We start from the raw sequence: 17620 nt of genomic DNA on the forward strand, positions 1-17620 counted from the left end.
CATCACCACCGGCCTCAGCGACGGCTCACGCGATCCGGGAGGAGGCGAGCCGGAGAGGGGTGCGGACACTTCGGCCCGGAAGACCGCTTTCCTGGTACGCGCGACGACCGTCCTCTCGACGGTCGCCGCGACCCGTTCCGGCCCGTTTCGCCGGGCCGCGACCAGCCTCGGAAACCGTTCGGCAACCGACTAGCACCTCGTTCGGTCTCAGGTGCGAGAACCTCGACATCGCCGCGAAAAATCATGGGCTCGACGCTTAGGCCCACCCCTACCCGACCGAACAACCTGGCGTAACCAAAACGAGCAACTCGCTCGGGCCGACAAACGCAAACCCGCCGCAAGCCGGGGACGCAAAGCCACAGGGCCCACGAGGCCGGCTGGGCTACCGACCAGGGGAGAACATATAAATGCGTAACATCATGCAGCTCGTTGGTGGCGTCGCTGTCGCAGGCGCTGTCGCCGCCGGCTCGACCGCCTTCACCGCGAACGGCGTCACCGCCGCACTTGTCGGCGGGAACATCGACGGCAGCACCAACATCATCGCTGGTGGTGCGCTGGCCGCCCCGAAGTCCGTGGTCGGCGCCCGCCTGACCGAGGCGGTCTTCACCCACGACGCCACCGACCCCAACCTGATCACCGGTGTAAACATCAAGATCGACGGTGGCAGCGGTGTCACACTGCCCGTCACCTCCTCGGTGAAGGTCAAGATCGCGTCGGGTGGCGGCACTTCGACGAACAAGAACAGCCTCTTCTACGCATGCTCGAGCGCCGGCGGCACCGCCTGGACCTGCCTTGACCCGACCGGTAACTACACCGGTGTGACGACGCTCGACGTCGCCGTTGTGCCCACGGTCGCATAAAGCACCTGAGATGCTCGAACCGTAGGCGAAGCCAGGGTCAGTTACTCGCTGCGGGCGCGATTCGCCCGCCTGGGAGTTCACCATCGTTTCCAAGGTTCGACGTCTGACAATGGCCGCCATCCTCGTGATGGCGGCCATTGGCGCTTGGGCGGTCACCACGGATCGCATTTCATATGTCGTCACTCACGGCATCAGCATGCAACCGGTGTATCACCAGGGCGACCTGGTATTCGTCATCAAATTCGATACGTACCAAACAGGGCAGATCGCTGCTTACCATGGTGCCAACGGCCAGATCGAGGTACTGCATCGCATCATCGGCGGCGACGCCCACACGGGATATGTCCTCAAGGGAGACAACAACCAGTCGATAGACGCCGACAAGCCCACCGCCGAGCAGATGATCGGACGCGCGGTACTGCACGTCCCCGGCGGGGGTGGCTGGCTGCGGCCACTGCTGAGCCCGACCGGCCTGGGCATGATCAGCTTTTTGTTCGTCAGCGGCGGCGCGGGCGCAGCGAAGACGCGCCGCATGATCGCGCGCGGTCGCCGGAAGAAGAGAGCGAAGGGCATGTCTGGCGGAGGCGGGTCGTGGGCGACTGCGGCGGTCGTTATCAAGACGATCCGCCGCCTGCATCCCGCTGTTCGTGTGCTCGCTGCGATAACCGCGGTGTCGGCGGTGGCCGGCCTGCTGCTGGGTGTTCTCGGCTGGATGAAGCCGGTCACCGAGACGGTCGCGGGTACCGGGCGCCCTGGCGAGTCGATGGTCTTCTCCTACTCGGCGGAGGTCGAACCGTCCGCGGCATACGACGGCACGACGGTCCACTCTCCCGATCCGATCTTCCGAAAGCTGGCCACCCTCGTCGACCTGCACATGCAGTATCGAGGCGAGCCCGGGCACATCGCGGTCAATGCGCGGCTGTCCGCGGAGAACGGATGGCACAAGACGCTGCAACTGATGCAGCGCAAGCGTTTCACCAGCCAGATGTACAGCGACTCGGTTCAGCTCGATCTGACCGGGTGGTCGGAGCGCACAACCGCGGCCGGGACCGCGATCGGCACCGACATGGGTCCGATCACCGCCGCGATCACTGCAGAGATCCAGCACGGTGACGGCACGGTCTTCGCGCCGAAGATCTCGTTGAATCTCGCCCCGCTCGTGCTCACCCTCGTGGGAGGCCCGGACGCTCTGGTTGTCGACCAGTCCAGCACCGGCAGCACGGTTCAGATCCGGCAGATCGGCATATCCGGGTACCACCTTCTGACCGCTCCACAGGCCCGGCTGTACGCCGTGTACCTACTGCTCATCGGGTTGATCGGTACGGTGACCGTAGCCACCATGGCTGTTCGGCATGTGCCGTTGCGGACGCGGGTGCAGATTCAGCGGCGGTATCCGCATCTGATCGTTCCGGTGGAGCCGATGGCCAGTCCGCCGGGGAAGCCAGTCGTCGTCGTGGACTCGTTTCCGGCGTTGGTGAAGTTGGCTGAGAAGTACGGGCAGATGATCCTCACCTGGACTCGGCCGGATGGGGCTGACGACTTCGTGGTTCGGGACGAGGGCATCCTCTACCGGTATCGGATCGAACCGGCCTCTGCGGTCACTCCGGCGACCCCCAAAGCCAGGCGGCCGGTGAAGTCGACGCCGGAGGGCACGGCCTCGGCTACCCGTACGGGGCCCGCCGGTGACGGGTCTCCGGACCCGGTCCATGTCACCGAGGAGAAGGCCGACGAGCCCGCGCAACCCGCCGCGCCTGAGATCGAGGTCAGTGCGGGGCCCGGGGAACCGGCGACGACCGGGGCCACGGCGAAGAAGGCTCCCGCACGGAAACGGACGACCAGGGCCGCCGGCTCGGCGACACCGGCGAAGGCGCCCGCCAAAGCGGTGGCGAAGCGGGCCCGCGCGAAGGCGACAGCGGTTGCGCCGGATGCCGGTTCTGATCAGCCGGTGACCACTGTCGCGGACCTTCCGCCGTTCGGGCCCAGGATCGCAGCTCCCCTGGAAGTCCTCGTGAGCCCTGCTCCGAAACTGTCCACTGCCGCACCGAGCGATACGGCCGACAGCCCCGCCGATCCAACGGACGAGCCGCTCGATGCGGCGGGCGGCAAGCACCGGAAGACCGACGCAGCCGAGACCGGGACCGGTACGGATACCGGTGGTGGCGCCGCTGAGGGCCCGGCGGATCACAGCGCGCCGGAGTCGATCGAGGATCTCAAGAAGGAACTCGCCGAACTGGCGGAGGTGACGGCGCAGCCGAGCGGGAAACCGCAACGACCGGCCAGGAAGCGGACCGGCCGCCGCACACCCCGATCCCGGAAGCCCGATCCGGCCGCGCGGGAGGGCCGGGTCGAGGAGACCGAGCGCGACACCCGTACCACCGCGGGGGTGGAGACCGCAGGCGAAGCGGACCGCAAGCCGGACGCCGACGCCGCCCGGGCCGAGATCGCCGACCTGGCCGAACGGAACCGGCCGATCGCCGGCCCGGAACCCATCTACGACTTCCTGCCCGCGGCGAAGCGACCGGCCAACCAGCTCGCCGACGGCGACGCCGACGAGCTGTGACCGTACGGAACGAAATCAGGCGGTCGGTGTGACCGGGAGATAGACCCGGCCGCCCGCGTCGACGAACTCGGCGGACTTCGCTTTCATGCCGGCTTCGCGGATCTCGTGGCTGATTCGCATGGAGCAGAACTTCGGGCCGCACATGGAGCAGAAGTGCGCGGTCTTCGCGGGGGCCGCCGGCAGGGTCTCGTCGTGGTACGACCGGGCGGTCTCCGGGTCCAGCGACAGCTCGAACTGGTCCTCCCACCGGAAGTCGAACCGGGCCCGGGACAGCGCGTCGTCCCACTCCTGCGCGCCCGGGTGGCCCTTGGCGAGGTCGGCCGCGTGCGCCGCGATCTTGTACGCGATCATGCCCGCCTTCACGTCCTCCTTGTTGGGCAGGCCCAGGTGTTCCTTGGGGGTGACGTAGCAGAGCATCGCCGTACCGAACCAGCCGATCATCGCGGCGCCGATCGCGGACGTGATGTGGTCGTAGGCGGGCGCGATGTCGGTGGCCAGCGGCCCGAGCGTGTAGAACGGGGCGCCGCCGCAGATCTCCTGCTGCAGGTCCACGTTTTCCTTGATCTTGTGCATGGGTACGTGGCCGGGGCCCTCAACCATGACCTGGACGTCGTACTCCCAGGCGATGTGGGTGAGTTCGCCGAGGGTACGCAGCTCCGCGAACTGGGCCTCGTCGTTGGCGTCGGCGATCGATCCGGGGCGGAGGCCGTCGCCGAGGGAGAACGTGATGTCGTACTCCCGGAAGATCTCGCACAGTTCCCGGAAGTGGGTGTAGAGGAAGTTCTGCCGGTGCTCGGCGAGACACCAGGCGGCCATGATCGAGCCGCCGCGGGAGACGATGCCGGTGACGCGTTCGGCGGCGAGCGGCACGTATTCGAGCAGCACCCCGGCGTGGATCGTCATGTAGTCGACGCCCTGCTCCGCCTGCTCGATGACGGTCTCCCGGAACAGTTCCCAGGTCAGCTGCAGCGGGTCGCCCTTGACCTTCTCCAGGGCCTGGTAGATCGGGACGGTGCCGATCGGGACGGGCGAGTTCCGTACGATCGCCTCCCGGGTCTCGTGGATCCGCGGCCCGGTGGACAGGTCCATCACGGTGTCGGCGCCCCAGCGGGTGGCCCAGGTGAGCTTCTCGACCTCCTCGGCGACCGACGAGGTGACGGCCGAGGTGCCGATGTTGGCGTTGACCTTCACCAGGAACCTGGAACCGATCACCATCGGCTCGGACTCCGGGTGGTTGACGTTGACCGGCAGCACTGCCCGGCCGGCGGCGATCTCGTCGCGGACGACCTCCGGAGAGACGCCTTCGCGGATCGCCGCGTACTCCATCTCCGGTGTGATGATCCCGGCCCGCGCGGCGGCGAGCTGGGTCTGCCCGGTTCGCCACGGTTTCCGCATCTCCGGCAGACCGACGGTGGGTTCGCTGCCCGGACCGGACGTGTCGTAGAGCCGGACCGGCGGGTTGTCGCCGGTCAGCACGACCTCGCTGAACGGCACCTGGATGTCGGGGCGGGAACCCTCTACATAGACCTTGCGACGCATGACCATACCTCCCCAAAGTTGTACAAAACCGGCGGCAGATGGCAGCACGAAGCCATCGAGAGCAAGCCGCCGGGAGATCTAGACGGACCAGCCGAAGTGGTCCAGCGGGCCCGGACCCGCACCGAGACGCCAGGCGCTACCACCGCGCAGACCCCGGTTCACATAGGACTTCGCCGCCGCGACGGCATCCGGCACCGAGTCGCCGGAGGCCAGGCGCACCGCGATCGCCGACGAGAACGTGCACCCCGACCCGTGGTTGTTGGCCGTCGCCACCGGCTCCCCGCGCAGCAGCGTCGTCTCCCCGTCGTGATGCAGCACGTCGACGGCCAGCTCGCTGCCGGTCACCACGACGGCACGCGCGCCCAGCGCGGCGAGATCGGCTGCCGCCGAGACCATCTCCTCGGTGGTCTCCACACGCCGTCCCAGGAGGGCGCCGGCTTCGTGCCGATTCGGGGTGAGGACACAGGGGTACGCCGTGAGCACCCCGACGACCGCGGCCTCCCCGAGCCGGCTTCCCGCGGTCGCGACCAGCACCGGGTCGACGACCAGGTTCGGCAGGCCGGCGAACCGTTCGGCGATCAGCTTCGCCACCGCCGCGTCGGAGATCATGCCGACCTTGACCGCCGCCACCCGGAAGTCCGACAGCACCGCGTCCAGTTGCGCCGCGACGTGCTCCACCGGAACCGGGTGGATGTCGGTCACGCCGAGCGTGTTCTGCGCGGTGAGCGCCGTGATCACCGAGGTCCCGAACGCACCGAGGGCGGCGAACGTCTTCAGGTCGGCCTGGATGCCGGCGCCACCGCCGGAGTCCGAACCCGCGATCGTGAGCACTACCGGCGGCGTCACAGCAAACCCCCTCGGCTGGTCGTGGTGGCTGTCCCAGCGCCGCTGAGACAGCCATGAGAGCCAGCCGAAGAGAACCCCGATGCCAGCTCGCGCGCCGTCCACTCCGGATCGGCCGAGCGCATGACCGCCCCCATCACCGCGATGCCGGCCGCCCCGGCAGCCGCGCATTCCGCGGCCCGCTCCGGCGTGTCCACACCCCCGAGCGCCAGCCAGGGCACGGGCGCGTGCATCTCGGCGGCCCCCGTGACCCCGAGCGCCGGCCCGTACCCCGGCTTCGACGACGTCGGATAGACCGGCGACACCGTCACATAGTCCACACCGGACAGGCTCTCGGCGCCGTGCCACGACCGGCCGACGAGCGGCACACCCACCGGCAGGGGATCATTCCCGGCCAGATGGACGGCCTCCCCGCCGAGCGGATCCGGACCCGCGACGATCAACCGACCCGGCGGTACGACCGAACGCAGCGAAGCGGCAAGGGCCGCGCGTTCCCCGTACCCCAAGTCCTTTTCCCGCAGCACGACCCAGGCAGCGCCGCCACGGACCGCCTGCCGCACCACCTCCACCAGCGGGCCGGAGGCCGACCGCCGATCGGTGAGCACGACGAGCCCGCCCGGGGTCACCATTCGGCGATGCCGTCGTCCGCTGTGGACGCGACCGCGTGGAACCGCCGCGGGATCCGGCCCGCCTGCCGGGCCAGCCGCCCGGCCGTGACCGCGTGCCGCATCGCCGCCGCCATCGCCGCCGGATCGTCGGCGCGGGTGATGGCGCTGGCGACGAGGACCGCGTCGCACCCCAGTTCCATGGCGCGGGCCGCGTCGGAGGCGGTGCCGATCCCGGCGTCGAGCACCACCGGCACGTCGACGCTCCGCACGATCAGCTCGATGTGGTGCGGGTTGGAGATGCCCAGGCCGGAGCCGATCGGCGAGCCGGCCGGCATCACCGCGGCACAGCCGGCGTCGGCGAGGCGGCGGGCCAGGATCGGATCGTCGGAGGTGTACGGCAGGACCGTGAACCCGTCCGCGACCAGCGTCTCCGCCGCGCGCAGCAGTTCGATCCCGTCGGGCATCAGGGTCCGCTCGTCACCGATCACCTCGAGCTTGATCAGATCGGTCTCGAACGCTTCCCGGGCCATCTGCGCCGTCTTGACCGCGTCCCCGGCGGTGTAGCAGCCCGCCGTGTTCGGCAGCACCCGCACGCCGAGCCGGTCCAGCATCGGCAGCAGCCCGGGCCCGGCCGCGTCGACCCGGCGCAGCGCCACGGTGACCAGCGTCGTCTCGGACGCGGCGATGGCCTCCTCCAGGGCGGCGAGACTGTTCGCCCCGCCCGTGCCGAGGATCAGCCCGTTCTCCGGGAGAAACGATGGCGGGAACATCCTCAGCCTCCCTGCGCCGCGGTGAGAACTTCGATCCGGTCGCCGTCGGCCAGATCGACCGATGCCCACGCGGAACGGGGCACGACCGTCCCGTTGACCGCGACCGCCACCCCGCGCTGGGCGGCGATGATCTCGGCGACCAGGGTCGCGACCGAGCAGGTGGCGGCCCGGTCCTGGGCCTGGCCGTTGATCGTCAGCTTCATCCGAACCTCCCGGGCGCGAACGCTTCCAGCAGCGGGTCGGCCGAACCGGTGAGCACCAGGTCGGCGATGAGTCGTGCGGTGATCGGGGCGAGCAGGATCCCGTTGCGGAAGTGGCCGGCGGCGACCACGGTGCGCTCGTCCAGGAACCCGAGCAGCGGCCCGTTGTCCGGGGTGCCGGGCCGGTGTCCCACGGTGACCTCGGTGAGTTCGTGCTCGGCCAGGCCGGGGACCAGGTCGAGCGCGGCCCGGAGCAGGTCGTGCACGCCCCCGGCGGTGGCGGTGCCGTCGGCGCGTTCCTCCTGGGTGGCGCCGACGACGATCTCGCCGTCGGCGCGCGGGACCAGGTAGACGTGCCGGCCGTCGGCCGCGCCGTCGATCACGTGCGTGAGCAGGCCGGGTTCGCCGCGCAGGCGGAGCACCTGGCCTTTGACGGGACGGATCGGCAGTCCGGTGAGGGCGGCGGTGCCGCATCCCGCCGCGACCACGACCACGTCGGCGGCCGGTTCGGACAAGTCGGTTATGCGGCGTGACACCAGATGATCGGCGAGAAGGCCGCGCAGCGCCGTGACCACTTTGCGCGGGTCGACCTGATGCTCGGTGGCCGCGAACGCCCCGGCCCGAACCCGCGGCGACAGTGCCGGTTCGCGTTCGCGCAGCTGGGACCCGGTCAGCGGGGTGAGCTTCTGGTGTTTCCACTCGCGGCGGAGATCGGCGACGTCGTCGGCGGTCAGCGCGACGGAGAGGGTGCCGGTGTCGTCGAGACCGACATCGCCGAGGCCGGCCGCGAACGACGGCCACAGCGCATGTCCCGCTTCGAGAAGACGGGTCAGGTGCGGGTATTCGTAGGCCGACTCGCCACCGGGCGCGAGCATCCCGGCCGCGACGTGCCAGGCGCCGTCGAAGCCGCCCGGCGCGGGATCGTAGACGGTCACGTCCGCGCCACGATCCAGCAGCTCCGCGCCGATCGCGAGCCCGATGATCCCGCCACCGACAACAGCGACGCGGGTCATCGGAGGGCCGCCCGGAAAGCGGCGACAGCCCCCTTGGGGTCCGCCGTGAAGGCGGCGACCGCGGCGACCCCGTGCACCGCGAGCAGCGGCACCCGTCCGGCGGTGATGCCGCCGATCGCCAGGACCGGCGTGCCCGGCACCGCACCGGCGACGGCAGCGATCGCGTCCGGTCCGAGCGGTGGTGGCAGGCCGTCCTTCGTGGACGTCGGGAAGGCCGGCCCGACACCGAGGTAGGTGGCGCCGTCGGCGACGGCGGCGCGGGCGGCCTCGGGGGTACGGCAGGTGGCCCCGACCACGGCGGCCGGACCGAGGACCCGGCGGGCCGCCTCGACCGGCAGATCGTCGGCGCCGACGTGCACGCCGTCGGCGCCGGCCGCGAGCGCGACCCCGGCCCGGTCGTTGACCAGGACCATCGTTCCAGCGGGGCGGCAGAGGGCGACCGCTTCGACGGCGAGCGCGTAGGCGTACGCCGCAGAGGTCTTGACCCTGATCTGCACTGCCACGTCATCGAGCCCGGCAACACCGCGGACGACGTCGATGTCGTCGGTTATGACATGGATACGGGGAAAGGGGATAACCATGGTGCAGTCCTCCCTGCGCCGGCATTACCCGGATCAGGTTCGACGGTCGGGGGCGGCGTCAGCCCCCCTCTCAGCCCGATGCCCGGACTCCCGTGGGGTTGTGGTAACCGGACCATAACCGGTCCGTTAAGAGAAAACTAGCGCACGTCCCAGACCGGCTCCGGAACCTCGACCACGTCGCCGTCGCCCCTGAACAGCACGAACCGATCGAAGGACCTGGTGAACCAGCGGTCGTGGGTGACAGCGATCACCGTGCCGTCGAACGCCTTCAGGCCCTCTTCCAGCGCTTCCGCGGATGCCAGGTCCAGGTTGTCCGTCGGCTCGTCGAGCAGCAGAACGGTCGCACCGGACAACTCCAGCAGCAGCACCAGGAAACGGGCCTGCTGTCCACCGGAGAGGGTGCCGAACCGCTGGTCGCCCTGCGCCGCCAATTCGTACCGGTTGAGGGCCTTCATCGCCCCCGCCCGGTCCATTCCGGACCGGTGGTCGTCACCGCGCCAGAGGATCTCGACGAGAGTCTTCTCCAGCAGCTCGGGGCGGTCGTGGGTCTGCGAGAAGTGACCGGGCCGGACCCGCGCGCCGAGCCGCGCCTTGCCCTCGTGCGCCACGTGCGCGAGCGGCGCGCCGTCGACCGGTTTGTGCTCCAGGTCGGGGTCGCTGCCGCCGGCCGCGAGCAGGCGCAGGAAGTGCGACTTGCCGGTGCCGTTGGCGCCCAGCACGGCGACCCGGTCCCCGTACCAGATCTCCAGGTCGAACGGGAACGTCAGGTTCTCCAGCTCGAGGCCCTCGCAGATGACCGCGCGCTTGCCGGTGCGGCCGCCGCGCAGGTTCATCCGGACCGCCTGGTCCTTCGGCGGCAGCGGCGGCGGGCCGGCCTCCTCGAACTTGCGGAGCCGGGTCTGCGCGGCCTGGTACCGCGAGGCCAGGCCGTCGTTGAAGGCGGCCTTGTTCTTCAGCGTGAAGACGAGTTCCTTGAGTTTCTCGTGCTCCTCGTCCCAGCGGCGGCGGTTCTCCTCCATCCGCTCGTGCCGGTTGGAGCGGGCCTCGTGCCAGGAGGCGAACCCACCCGGATGGGTCCAGGCGCCGCCACCCTCCACCGCGACCACCCGGTCGGCGGTCTCGGCCAGCAGCTCCCGGTCGTGCGAGACGTAGAGCACCGACTTGTTCGACTCGCGCAGCCGCTGTTCCAGCCAGCGTTTGGCGGGCACGTCGAGGAAGTTGTCCGGCTCGTCGAGCAGCAGCACCTCGTCGGAGCCGCGCAGCAGCAGGTCGAGCGCGAACCGTTTCTGCTCGCCGCCGGACAGCGTGCGCACGATCCGCGATCGAGCCTCCTCCCAGGGCCGGCCCAGGATCGAGACGGTCACGGTGTCGAAGAGCACCTCGGCGTCGTACCCGCCGACCTCGCCCCAGTGGGTGAGCGCGTTGGCGTACGCGATCTGGCTCTTCTCGGTCTCGTCCAGGGCGGCGACGGCCTTGCGCAACCGCTCACCCGCCGCGCCCAACACGGGCGTGACCAGCGACAAAGCAAGATCTTCGAGGGTACGGTCGTCGCCGATCATGCCGATGAACTGCCGCATCACCCCGAGCCCGCCGGACTTCGCGATGGTGCCGCTCTGGGTGGGGATGTCGCCCGCCACCATCTTCATCAGCGTGGTCTTGCCGGCCCCGTTGGGCCCGACGAGTGCCACCTTCGCGCCCTCACCGACCCGGAACGACACGTCGCTGAACAGCTCCCGACCGTCCGGGAGCACGAATCCGGCGCCGGCGACGTCCACATAACCCATGCGGGCATCCTCCCGGTAAAGCCGGGCTCAGTCAGCCGAGTTTCGCCGTGACCCGCAGCACCCGGAAGCCCTTCTGGCTGGCCACCCGCTCGACCGTCCAGCCACCGGCGACGAGCCAGGCGTGCAGCGAGTCACCGCCCAGGTGCCGGTTGATCACCAGCCAGGCGGTGCCGCCCGGGGCGAGCCGGGGCAGCCAGCGCTCCAGCAGGGCGTGCAGCCCGGCCTTGCCGATGTGGGTGGGCGGGTTGCTCCAGATCTGGTCGAAGACGATCCCGTCCGGCACCTCGTCGGGCGCCTTCACCAGCAGCCGGCCGGCCAGGGCGAGCTTCTCGGCGTTCTCCGCAGCCAGTTCCCGGGCGCGGGAGTTGACGTCGATCGCGTAGACCGTCGTCTGCGGCGCCTCGCTGGCCAGCACGCAGGCGATCGGGCCGTACCCGCAGCCGATGTCCAGCAGCGTGCCCTCGGTGGCCGCGTCCGGCAGCCCGGCCTTGCGCAGCAGCACGGCGGTGCCCGGGTCCAGCCGGCCGGCCGAGAACACCCCGGAGGCGACGGCCAGCCGGTAGTCGCGCCCGGCGACGGTGAACTCGATCTCGCCCTTGCGGAACGGCGCGTCGGGCTCTGCGGTGAAGTAGTGGTCGGCGCTCACCGGCCAAGTCTGCACGCCCCCCGATAGCGTGTGAACGTCGGCCTCGCTACGCGCCCTTAATCCACACGCAAGGAAAGGACGACGGACCGGTTGTGCGTTCATCGACCGGTGTGCCCGCCTAGCTTGGGCGGATGCGGCACGCCACCCCGACGCGCTCCGCCCACCGCGCCACCCCGGCGATCCAGCTGCGCCTTCCCTCCTTCGGCCGGCAGCGCCGGGTCCGGCGACACCTCCGGCGCGAGCCCTACCCGACCGCCCATCTGCTCACCCGCGGCCTGGCCGCGCTGATCGTGCTCGGCATCTTCGTCATGCTGGGCGTCCTCATCATGGCCGAGGAACGGCGCACCCCCGCCCGGACGCTGGCCTCCGCCGAGGTCGACGCCCGGATCGCGGCACGGACGGTGGACACCGCGCCGCTCAGCGCCGGCGAGGTCTTCCCGGACGGCTCCGCCGGTTTCCGGGTGGCGCAGGCGTCCCTCACCGCCGACTGCGGGCTTGCGGCCACCGGCGCCTTGCGGCAGACCCTTGCGCGGTACGGGTGCTCGCAGGCGGTCCGGGCCGCCCTGACCGTCCCGTACACCGACTACCGGATCACCGCCGGCATGCTGAACCTGCCGGACGCGACGAGCGCGATGGCCGTCGGCGACCAGCTCCGCTACCTGGTGGAGACCGGTGACGGCGGGTTCGCCGAGATGTCCGGCGCGGTCACCGGCCCGGGCACCCCGGTCCTGTGGCGCACCCGCGGCCACTTCGTCATGTACTGCCTGATCACCGGCCCGTCCGGCGAACTCGTCCCCCCGGACTCCCCCCAGGTCCAGCGCATAACCGCCGACATCCTGGACACCCACCTGCACGACGCGGTCCTGATCCGCCGCGCCTCCTGAACCCCGCGTGTTGATTTCGGCCGCTCTGCGCGCCCTGAATCAACACGCCGGGTTCACGCGCGCAGGCGGCGGGTGGCTTCGGCGCGGGCGGCGTACTCGGCCTCGTCGGGGTAACCCACCGCGATCAGGGTCAGCCCGTGCGCCGGCGCCACGACCACGTCGCTGGAACGTTCCCGCAGGGTGAGCAGCTTGGCCGGCCATTCCGGCGTCCGGCGGCCGTCACCGACGGTCAGCATCGCGCCGACCAGACTGCGGACCATCGCCTGGCAGAACGCGTCGGCCTGCACGGTCGCCACACAGATCCCGTCCGGCTCCCGCCGCCACTGGAGCCGGGTGATCGCCCGGATCGTGGTGGCGTGCTCCTTGCGCTTGCAGAACGCGGCGAAGTCGTGCTCCCCCACCAGCCCCGCCGCGGCCTCGTTGAGCCGGTCCAGGTCGAGCGGGCGCACCCAGCCGAGGGTGTCGTGGCGGCGCAGCGGCTCCGGGCCCCACGGGGTGTCCGCGACCCGGTACTCGTACCGGCGGAACGTCGCCGAGAACCGGGCGTCGAAGGTCTCCGGCACGGGACGGACCGCGCGCACCCGGGCGTCCGGCGGCATCAGCGCGGCGAGCCGTCGCAGCAGCGAGCCTTCCAGCTCGGCCCAGCGCTCGGCCGGCAGGTCCACGTGGCACACCTGGCCGGTCGCATGCACTCCCGCGTCGGTGCGGCCGGCGACGGTCAGGCCCAGCGCCACATCCGGTCCCAGCAGACGGGCGAAAGCCTCGATCAACACCCCGGCGACGGTACGGCGGGACGGCTGCACCGCCCACCCGGAGAATGCGGCGCCGTCATAGGAGATGTCCAGACGGAGCCGGATGGAATTCACGACGTCACCCTGTCCCGGAGAGAGTTTCTGGTCCTGCGGAAAGCGAAAGACCCGGCACCCCGAAGGATGCCGGGCCTCACGCGACGAAAGGCTCAGGCCTTGTCGGTGTCTTCGCCCTCGGCCTTGTCACCGGGCTTGTCGCCGGATGCGCTGACCGGAGCCTCAGCGTCCTGGTCGCCCTCGGCCTCGGTGGTGGCGGCGCTGGTCGGCGCGGCCTCCTCCTCGGGCGCGAGCGCCTCGACCTTGGCCTGCTGGGCGGCGGCCTTGCGGGCCGCCTTCGACGGCGCGGCGGTGGTGGCCGCGACCTCGAGCTCCTCGACCAGCTCGATGACGGCCATCGGAGCGGCGTCACCCTTGCGCGGGCCGATCTTGGTGATCCGGGTGTACCCACCGGGGCGGTTGGAGTACCGCGGAGCAATCTGCTCGAACAGGGCGTACACGACGTCCTTGTCCTTCACGGTGGCCAGAACCCGGCGACGGGCGTGCAGGTCGCCGCGCTTGGCCTTCGTGACCAGCTGCTCGGCCAGCGGGCGAAGCCGCCGGGCCTTCGACTCGGTGGTCTTGATCTTCCCGTGCCGGAAGAGCTCGGTGGCCAGGTTGGCCAGGATGAGCTTCTCGTGTGCCGGGCTGCCGCCGAGGCGGGCACCCTTGGTGGGCGTGGGCATTTCAATTGCTCCTTGAAATGTGGCGCAACCGAGCTGTTAGAGCTGCTCGGTCTCGCGGTAGTCGTCGGTGTCGTAATCCACGTCGCCGAACGAGTCGACCACGTGCGCCGGGTCGAAGGACGGGGCGCTGTCCTTCAGTCCCAGGCCCATTCCGGCGAGCTTCATCTTGACCTCGTCGATCGACTTCTGGCCGAAGTTCCGGATGTCCAGAAGGTCGGCCTCCGTACGCCCTATCAATTCGCCCACCGAGTTGATGCCTTCACGCTTGAGGCAGTTGTACGACCGGACGGTGAGGTCCAGCTCCTCAATCGGAAGGGCCAGGTCGGCAGCGAGCTGCGCGTCCTGGGGCGACGGGCCGATGTCGATGCCCTCAGCGGTCTCGTCGAGCTCACGGCACAGGCCGAAGAGTTCCACGAGGGTCGAGCCGGCCGAGGCCAGCGCGGTCCGCGGAGAGATCGACGCCTTCGACTCGACGTCGATGATCAGGCGGTCGAAGTCGGTCCGCTGCTCGACACGGGTCGCCTCGACGCGGTAGGTGACCTTGAGAACCGGCGAGTAGATCGAGTCGACCGGGATCCGGCCGATCTCGGCGCCGGCGCTCTTGTTCTGCGCCGCGGTGACGTAGCCACGACCGCGCTCGACGGTCAGCTCCATGTCCAGCCGGCCCTTGCTGTTCAGGGTCGCCAGCTTCAGATCGGGGTTGTGCACCGAGACACCGGCCGGCGGCTGGATGTCCCCGGCGGTCACGTCGCCCGGGCCCTGCTTGCGCAGGTACATGCTGACCGGCTCGTCGTGCTCGGAGCTGACGGTCAGTTCCTTGACGTTCATGACCAGCTCGACCACGTCCTCCTTGACACCGGGGATCGTGGTGAACTCGTGCAACACGCCGTCGATCTTGATGCTGGTGACCGCCGCGCCCGGGATGGACGACAGCAGGGTCCGCCGCAGTGAGTTACCGAGGGTGTACCCGAAGCCCGGCTCCAGCGGTTCGATGGTGAACCGGGAACGGGTCTCGCTGAGCGACTCCTCCGAGAGGGTCGGCCGCTGGCTGATGAGCACGCTGTTCTTCTTTCTGTCGGGCCACCCGCTATTTGATGGCCGTCTGTTTGCCACTCGAGAGTGCCGGCCAGCGGCCGGCACTCTCGAAAAGCTGTTACTTGGAGTAGAGCTCCACGATCAGCTGCTCCTGGACCTGCGTGTCGATGACAGCGCGGACCGGGATCGTGTGAACGAGGATCTTCATCTCGCTCGGGATCGGCTCGAGCCACGCCGGAACGGGGCGGGAGCCGGCCTGAGCCTGCGCGACGACGAAGGGAGTCATCTCCTTCGACTTCTCCCGGAGGGAGATGATGTCCTTCTCCCGGACCCGGTACGACGGGATGTCGACCTTCTTGCCGTTCACCAGGAAGTGACCGTGCTTGACCAACTGGCGGGCGGCGTCACGGGACGCGGCGTAGCCGGCCCGGTAGACGACGTTGTCCAGGCGGGTCTCGAGGATCTGCAGCAGCACCTCACCGGTCTTGCCGGGCTTGGTGACAGCCTCCTCGTAGTAACCGCGGAACTGCTTCTCCAGCACGCCGTAGACGCGGCGGGCCTTCTGCTTCTCGCGGTGCTGGAGCAGGTACTCGGTCTCCTTGGTCCGACCGCGGCCGTGCTGGCCGGGCGGGAAGGGACGCGACTCGAACGGGCACTTCGGCCCATCGCACTTGCTGCCCTTGAGGAACAGCTTCATCTTCTCGCGGCGGCAGCGCTTGCAGTCCGCACCGGTGTAACGAGCCATCTCTGAATCCCCCTCAGACCCGGCGACGCTTCGGCGGGCGGCAGCCGTTGTGCGGCTGCGGCGTGACGTCGGAGATCTGCCCGACCTCGAGGCCGGCGGCCTGCAGCGAACGGATGGCGGTCTCCCGGCCGGAGCCCGGACCCTTCACGAACACGTCGACCTTGCGCATGCCGTGCTCCATGGCACGACGGGCGGCCGCCTCGGCAGCGAGCTGCGCGGCGAACGGGGTCGACTTGCGGGAGCCCTTGAAACCGACCTGGCCGGAGGAGGCCCAGGAGATCACAGCACCGGTCGGGTCGGTGATCGACACGATGGTGTTGTTGAAGGTGCTCTTGATGTGCGCCTGCCCGTGGGCGACGTTCTTGCGTTCCTTGCGCCGGACCTTCTTTACAGCGGCCCCAGCGCGTGCCTTCGGTGGCATAAGTCAGTGCGCTCCTATTACTTCCGACCGGGCTTCTTCTTACCGGCGACCGTCCGCTTCGGACCCTTGCGGGTACGAGCGTTGGTACGGGTCCGCTGGCCCCGGACGGGCAGACCCTTGCGGTGGCGGATACCGGCGTAGCAGCCGATCTCGACCTTGCGGCGGATGTCCGCGGCGACCTCGCGGCGCAGGTCGCCCTCAACCTTGAAGTTGGACTCGATGTAGTCCCGGAGCTGAACCAGCTCTTCTTCCGTCAAGTCCTTGGCGCGCTTGTTCAGGTCAATCGCGGTAGCAGTCAATGTCTCCACGGCACGGGTGCGACCGATGCCGTAGATGTAAGTGAGCGCGATCTCCAACCGCTTTTCGCGGGGAAGATCGACGCCGACGAGACGAGCCATTACTGGGCGTACTCCTCGTTCGTGATCTCGGAGGTCTGTGCCCATCCCACCCCACCTGCCCAGGCGGGCCCCGGCCTCCGACCGGGGGTACAGCCGTGGTCACCCACGGCCGGGACGAGCTTGTTCAGTGGTGCGGATCCGTGCGCGGGACTCAGCCCTGGCGCTGCTTGTGGCGCGGGTCGGTCGAGCAGATGACCATGACCCGGCCGTGCCGCCGGATGACCCGGCAGTTGTTGCAGATCCGCTTGACGCTCGGCTTGACCTTCACGGTTTGCCTTAACTCTCAGTCAGACGGGATGTGGAAAACCCCGTGAGACCCGCCTTACTTGTAGCGGTAGACGATGCGCCCACGGGTCAGGTCGTACGGCGAAAGCTCGACGACGACCCTGTCCTCGGGAAGGATACGGATGTAGTGCTGACGCATCTTCCCGGAGATGTGTGCCAGGACCTTGTGACCATTGGCGAGCTCAACGCGGAACATGGCGTTCGGCAGTGGCTCGATCACTCGGCCTTCGATCTCGATGGCTCCGTCTTTTTTCGGCATGTCCTCCGCTACCTGACATCGGGTTCTTGGGGCAGGCTGTCGCAACGTCTTTTCCGGGCCTGTGAGGACCCGAACCAGCCGCGGCTCCCCCCACCCTCGAAGCGCTTGAGGGCGTGTGGGAGTAGACGCTACGCGCCAGCGAGCCAGTCTACGCGCCCGTAACAGCGACGCCAAACCGAGGGTTGCGTAACCCGCTGTCGGGCGTGTTTCTGGCGGACATCTCGACCATATCCGCCTCAGTGACCCCGTTTGCCACGGTTCCCCAAGTGCGCCATCACCGCGAAGCCCAGCGGGATCAGCATCCAGCCCGGCCAGAAGTAGCCGGCGCCGCTCACCGCCCAGATGACGGTGCAGATCACGAAGACGAAGGCCAGCCCCTGGTACGCCGGGCGGCCGCCCTGCTCGTCCTTGACCGCCTTCACCGGCTCCCCGCCGGACGCGGGCACCACCTGCGACTTCTTCAGCGGCACGGTGCCGGGCAGATCGTCGAGCAGACCGTCCAGATCCCCGTAGGTCTTCGCCCCGTAGGCCTGCTGGACCCGCTCGTCGTACTCGGTCAGATCCAGCCGGCCCTCGTCCAGCGCCGTCTTCAACTGGTCGACGATCCTCTGCCGGTCATCGTCACCGGCACGCATCTGCTTGTGGCCCATGCGTCCCA

At 69.5% G+C, this 17620-nt stretch carries 21 protein-coding genes and 2 riboswitches; of the genes, 3 read left to right on the forward strand and 18 right to left on the reverse strand.

Translation table 11 applies throughout. The annotated features are described in order from the left end of the window. Positions 1 to 315 precede the first annotated feature (315 nt). A riboswitch (cyclic di-GMP riboswitch) is annotated at positions 316 to 390 on the forward strand. Positions 391 to 407: 17 nt separating this feature from the next. Together ACZ3II_RS09175 and ACZ3II_RS09180 are read left to right on the forward strand one after the other, a co-directional pair. Further along, on the forward strand, positions 408 to 860 hold the full coding sequence (locus tag ACZ3II_RS09175) for a hypothetical protein (protein WP_465517092.1): 453 nt from the start codon (positions 408 to 410) through the stop codon (positions 858 to 860). A 109-nt stretch (positions 861 to 969) separates the two neighbouring features. Next, positions 970 to 3420 carry a DUF5305 family protein gene (locus ACZ3II_RS09180; protein ID WP_465517093.1) on the forward strand — a complete coding sequence of 817 codons (2451 nt, stop codon included), beginning with the start codon at positions 970 to 972 and terminating at the stop codon, positions 3418 to 3420. 15 nt (positions 3421 to 3435) lie between these two features. Here the strand turns inward: ACZ3II_RS09180 and thiC are convergent, their stop codons facing one another. The 9 genes from thiC to ACZ3II_RS09225 all read right to left on the reverse strand — a co-directional run bounded on the left by thiC (position 3436) and on the right by ACZ3II_RS09225 (position 11404). Then, entirely contained in the window at positions 3436 to 4965 is a 1530-nt protein-coding gene (thiC, locus tag ACZ3II_RS09185; protein WP_465517094.1) for a phosphomethylpyrimidine synthase ThiC, read from the reverse strand. Positions 4966 to 5037: 72 nt separating this feature from the next. Beyond that, positions 5038 to 5805, reverse strand: coding sequence for a bifunctional hydroxymethylpyrimidine kinase/phosphomethylpyrimidine kinase (gene thiD / locus ACZ3II_RS09190; protein WP_465517095.1), 768 nt, complete (start codon positions 5803 to 5805; stop codon positions 5038 to 5040). After that, positions 5802 to 6431: a thiamine phosphate synthase gene (locus ACZ3II_RS09195; RefSeq protein ID WP_465517096.1), complete on the reverse strand. Its 630-nt coding sequence runs from the start codon at positions 6429 to 6431 to the stop codon at positions 5802 to 5804. The genes thiD and ACZ3II_RS09195 overlap by 4 nt, the downstream gene beginning before the upstream one ends. Then, positions 6425 to 7180 (reverse strand): thiazole synthase, encoded by a 756-nt coding sequence (locus tag ACZ3II_RS09200; RefSeq protein WP_465517097.1) that lies wholly within the window; start codon positions 7178 to 7180, stop codon positions 6425 to 6427. The genes ACZ3II_RS09195 and ACZ3II_RS09200 overlap by 7 nt, the downstream gene beginning before the upstream one ends. Before the next feature lie 2 nt (positions 7181 to 7182). Then, on the reverse strand, positions 7183 to 7383 hold the full coding sequence (gene thiS, locus ACZ3II_RS09205) for a sulfur carrier protein ThiS (RefSeq protein WP_465517098.1): 201 nt from the start codon (positions 7381 to 7383) through the stop codon (positions 7183 to 7185). Continuing rightward, positions 7380 to 8393, reverse strand: coding sequence for a glycine oxidase ThiO (thiO, locus tag ACZ3II_RS09210; protein WP_465517099.1), 1014 nt, complete (start codon positions 8391 to 8393; stop codon positions 7380 to 7382). The genes thiS and thiO overlap by 4 nt, the downstream gene beginning before the upstream one ends. Next, on the reverse strand, positions 8390 to 8974 hold the full coding sequence (locus ACZ3II_RS09215) for a thiamine phosphate synthase (protein ID WP_465517100.1): 585 nt from the start codon (positions 8972 to 8974) through the stop codon (positions 8390 to 8392). The genes thiO and ACZ3II_RS09215 overlap by 4 nt, the downstream gene beginning before the upstream one ends. Beyond that, a riboswitch (TPP riboswitch) is annotated at positions 8968 to 9078 on the reverse strand. (Overlaps the previous gene by 7 nt.) Positions 9079 to 9111: 33 nt before the next feature. Then, on the reverse strand, positions 9112 to 10758 hold the full coding sequence (locus ACZ3II_RS09220) for an ABC-F family ATP-binding cassette domain-containing protein (RefSeq protein WP_465517101.1): 1647 nt from the start codon (positions 10756 to 10758) through the stop codon (positions 9112 to 9114). 31 nt (positions 10759 to 10789) lie between these two features. After that, the gene (locus tag ACZ3II_RS09225) at positions 10790 to 11404 is read right to left on the reverse strand and encodes a class I SAM-dependent methyltransferase (protein WP_465517102.1); all 615 of its coding nucleotides are present in this window, start codon (positions 11402 to 11404) and stop codon (positions 10790 to 10792) included. Positions 11405 to 11535: 131 nt separating this feature from the next. Here ACZ3II_RS09225 and ACZ3II_RS09230 point away from each other — a divergent pair, with 131 nt between their 5' ends. After that, the gene (locus tag ACZ3II_RS09230) at positions 11536 to 12288 is read left to right on the forward strand and encodes a hypothetical protein (RefSeq protein ID WP_465517103.1); all 753 of its coding nucleotides are present in this window, start codon (positions 11536 to 11538) and stop codon (positions 12286 to 12288) included. A gap of 53 nt (positions 12289 to 12341) precedes the next feature. On the opposite strand, the gene truA is transcribed toward ACZ3II_RS09230, so the two are convergent. From truA to ACZ3II_RS09275, 9 genes are all read right to left on the reverse strand, one after another. Continuing rightward, positions 12342 to 13154: a tRNA pseudouridine(38-40) synthase TruA gene (gene truA / locus ACZ3II_RS09235; RefSeq protein WP_465517104.1), complete on the reverse strand. Its 813-nt coding sequence runs from the start codon at positions 13152 to 13154 to the stop codon at positions 12342 to 12344. A 92-nt stretch (positions 13155 to 13246) separates the two neighbouring features. Beyond that, positions 13247 to 13819 carry a 50S ribosomal protein L17 gene (gene rplQ / locus ACZ3II_RS09240; protein ID WP_465517105.1) on the reverse strand — a complete coding sequence of 191 codons (573 nt, stop codon included), beginning with the start codon at positions 13817 to 13819 and terminating at the stop codon, positions 13247 to 13249. A 36-nt stretch (positions 13820 to 13855) separates the two neighbouring features. Next, positions 13856 to 14878 (reverse strand): DNA-directed RNA polymerase subunit alpha, encoded by a 1023-nt coding sequence (locus ACZ3II_RS09245; RefSeq protein ID WP_014440749.1) that lies wholly within the window; start codon positions 14876 to 14878, stop codon positions 13856 to 13858. Positions 14879 to 14972: 94 nt separating this feature from the next. Further along, positions 14973 to 15599, reverse strand: coding sequence for a 30S ribosomal protein S4 (gene rpsD / locus ACZ3II_RS09250; RefSeq protein ID WP_465517106.1), 627 nt, complete (start codon positions 15597 to 15599; stop codon positions 14973 to 14975). Between the two features lie 13 nt (positions 15600 to 15612). Further along, on the reverse strand, positions 15613 to 16020 hold the full coding sequence (gene rpsK / locus ACZ3II_RS09255) for a 30S ribosomal protein S11 (protein WP_014440747.1): 408 nt from the start codon (positions 16018 to 16020) through the stop codon (positions 15613 to 15615). Positions 16021 to 16037: 17 nt separating this feature from the next. Then, complete coding sequence (rpsM, locus tag ACZ3II_RS09260) at positions 16038 to 16418, reverse strand: 30S ribosomal protein S13 (RefSeq protein WP_043531063.1); 381 nt, start codon at positions 16416 to 16418, stop codon at positions 16038 to 16040. Between the two features lie 151 nt (positions 16419 to 16569). Further along, the gene (gene rpmJ, locus ACZ3II_RS09265; RefSeq protein ID WP_014440745.1) at positions 16570 to 16686 is read right to left on the reverse strand and encodes a 50S ribosomal protein L36; all 117 of its coding nucleotides are present in this window, start codon (positions 16684 to 16686) and stop codon (positions 16570 to 16572) included. 54 nt (positions 16687 to 16740) lie between these two features. Next, on the reverse strand, positions 16741 to 16962 hold the full coding sequence (infA, locus tag ACZ3II_RS09270; protein WP_007073013.1) for a translation initiation factor IF-1: 222 nt from the start codon (positions 16960 to 16962) through the stop codon (positions 16741 to 16743). Positions 16963 to 17198: 236 nt separating this feature from the next. Continuing rightward, positions 17199 to 17612 (reverse strand): DUF1707 SHOCT-like domain-containing protein, encoded by a 414-nt coding sequence (locus ACZ3II_RS09275; RefSeq protein ID WP_465517107.1) that lies wholly within the window; start codon positions 17610 to 17612, stop codon positions 17199 to 17201. Between the last annotated feature and the right edge of the window lie 8 nt (positions 17613 to 17620).

Source organism: Actinoplanes sp. NPDC019969, assembly GCF_055562375.1.

Excerpts from the sequence above, each read along its gene's own strand:
- infA (WP_007073013.1), bottom strand. The coding sequence starts at position 16,962 with ATGCCGAAAAAAGACGGAGCCATCGAGATCGAAGGCCGAGTGATCGAG.
- ACZ3II_RS09200 (WP_465517097.1), bottom strand. The coding sequence starts at position 7,180 with ATGTTCCCGCCATCGTTTCTCCCGGAGAACGGGCTGATCCTCGGCACG.
- ACZ3II_RS09230 (WP_465517103.1), top strand. The coding sequence starts at position 11,536 with ATGCGGCACGCCACCCCGACGCGCTCCGCCCACCGCGCCACCCCGGCG.
- rpsD (WP_465517106.1), bottom strand. The coding sequence starts at position 15,599 with ATGGCTCGTTACACCGGTGCGGACTGCAAGCGCTGCCGCCGCGAGAAG.
- thiS (WP_465517098.1), bottom strand. The coding sequence starts at position 7,383 with ATGAAGCTGACGATCAACGGCCAGGCCCAGGACCGGGCCGCCACCTGC.
- ACZ3II_RS09180 (WP_465517093.1), top strand. The coding sequence starts at position 970 with ATGGCCGCCATCCTCGTGATGGCGGCCATTGGCGCTTGGGCGGTCACC.
- thiC (WP_465517094.1), bottom strand. The coding sequence starts at position 4,965 with ATGGTCATGCGTCGCAAGGTCTATGTAGAGGGTTCCCGCCCCGACATC.
- rpsK (WP_014440747.1), bottom strand. The coding sequence starts at position 16,020 with ATGCCACCGAAGGCACGCGCTGGGGCCGCTGTAAAGAAGGTCCGGCGC.
- ACZ3II_RS09275 (WP_465517107.1), bottom strand. The coding sequence starts at position 17,612 with ATGGGCCACAAGCAGATGCGTGCCGGTGACGATGACCGGCAGAGGATC.
- ACZ3II_RS09195 (WP_465517096.1), bottom strand. The coding sequence starts at position 6,431 with ATGGTGACCCCGGGCGGGCTCGTCGTGCTCACCGATCGGCGGTCGGCC.
- ACZ3II_RS09215 (WP_465517100.1), bottom strand. The coding sequence starts at position 8,974 with ATGGTTATCCCCTTTCCCCGTATCCATGTCATAACCGACGACATCGAC.
- ACZ3II_RS09220 (WP_465517101.1), bottom strand. The coding sequence starts at position 10,758 with ATGGGTTATGTGGACGTCGCCGGCGCCGGATTCGTGCTCCCGGACGGT.
- ACZ3II_RS09175 (WP_465517092.1), top strand. The coding sequence starts at position 408 with ATGCGTAACATCATGCAGCTCGTTGGTGGCGTCGCTGTCGCAGGCGCT.
- thiO (WP_465517099.1), bottom strand. The coding sequence starts at position 8,393 with ATGACCCGCGTCGCTGTTGTCGGTGGCGGGATCATCGGGCTCGCGATC.
- rplQ (WP_465517105.1), bottom strand. The coding sequence starts at position 13,819 with ATGCCCACGCCCACCAAGGGTGCCCGCCTCGGCGGCAGCCCGGCACAC.
- rpsM (WP_043531063.1), bottom strand. The coding sequence starts at position 16,418 with ATGGCTCGTCTCGTCGGCGTCGATCTTCCCCGCGAAAAGCGGTTGGAG.